Raw genomic sequence first — 1,006 nt, forward strand, 5'->3', positions numbered from 1 at the left:
GGCCGAGGATGCCGGCATGACGTTGGTCTGCCAGACCCTCGGCCCGGCCCTCATCGAAGGCGACAAGGACCTCTTGACCCAAGCCATCGCCAACCTGATCGAGAACGCCCTGCGCCACTGCCCGCCCGGCACGGCAATCACCTGCCGGGTAGAAACCGATGCCGCGGGCATCCGCGCCTCGGTCGAGGACACCGGCCCCGGCATCCCGGAAGCGGAGCGCGAAAACGTTTTGCGCCGGCTGTACCGGCTGGAAAAAAGTCGCACCACCGAAGGGTCGGGCCTTGGTCTGGCTTTGGTCAAAGCCGTGGCCGACCTGCATCAGGCCCGGCTGTCACTGACCGACGCCACCCCCGGTCTGCGCGTATATCTGAGTTTCAAGCACATTGATGCTGCAGACTAGGCTTTCCAACGGTTTTCGGCGGCCAGTCGCCGGTTTTGCCAAGGTCATTCAGGGAGAAATCTCTGCACTGCGGCATCGGTCTGCAACTGTAAGGTGGCCGACAACCCGCTGGAAGATGCGATCCCCATCTGTCTCTCAACAACCCTCACCATGCGGCCTTGATCAAACGGAGATTGAATTTGAACGCAAACACATCCTTGTAGATCGCAGCCACCCTGCTTTCGCTGATCAGCAGCACGGCAGCTATAGTCGAAAGCCAAGCCCCGTTAATCCCGATGGAAGGGGCACAAGCCAAACTGACATCGCCCTCCAACCTAACGCAAGGTATTGCGGCGGCTGAAGCGGCGACCGTCGGCAAAGTTTCCAACATCGCCTACCAGAACGGTGCGAAAGGCGCTTCGAACGCGATCCTGGCCCATGTCATGCTRGCCGACGGCGCGGAGAAAACCATCGCGCTGAACCCAGCCGATGGCTCGGTCTTGACGATGAAAATGGCCGTGGCCGCCCAGACCGACAGCGAGAACGATAACGGTTCTGACACCGGCGAGTCAGAAACTGGCAACGACTGATTCTGTATCACTTTGATCCGAAGGGCGGCATCCGATG

General features: G+C 60.3%; 2 protein-coding genes. Both read left to right on the forward strand.

The window, feature by feature from the left end; all coding sequences use genetic code 11:
• The coding region (locus AC1DVR_RS23525; protein ID WP_478003048.1) for a sensor histidine kinase at positions 1-400 on the forward strand (400 nt) is incomplete at its 5' end.
• A gap of 275 nt (positions 401-675) precedes the next feature.
• On the forward strand, positions 676-969 hold the full coding sequence (locus AC1DVR_RS23530) for a hypothetical protein (protein ID WP_478003049.1): 294 nt from the start codon (positions 676-678) through the stop codon (positions 967-969).
• The last annotated feature ends 37 nt before the right edge of the window (positions 970-1,006 follow it).

The organism is Rhodobacter sp. P2_H5 (assembly GCF_056403335.1).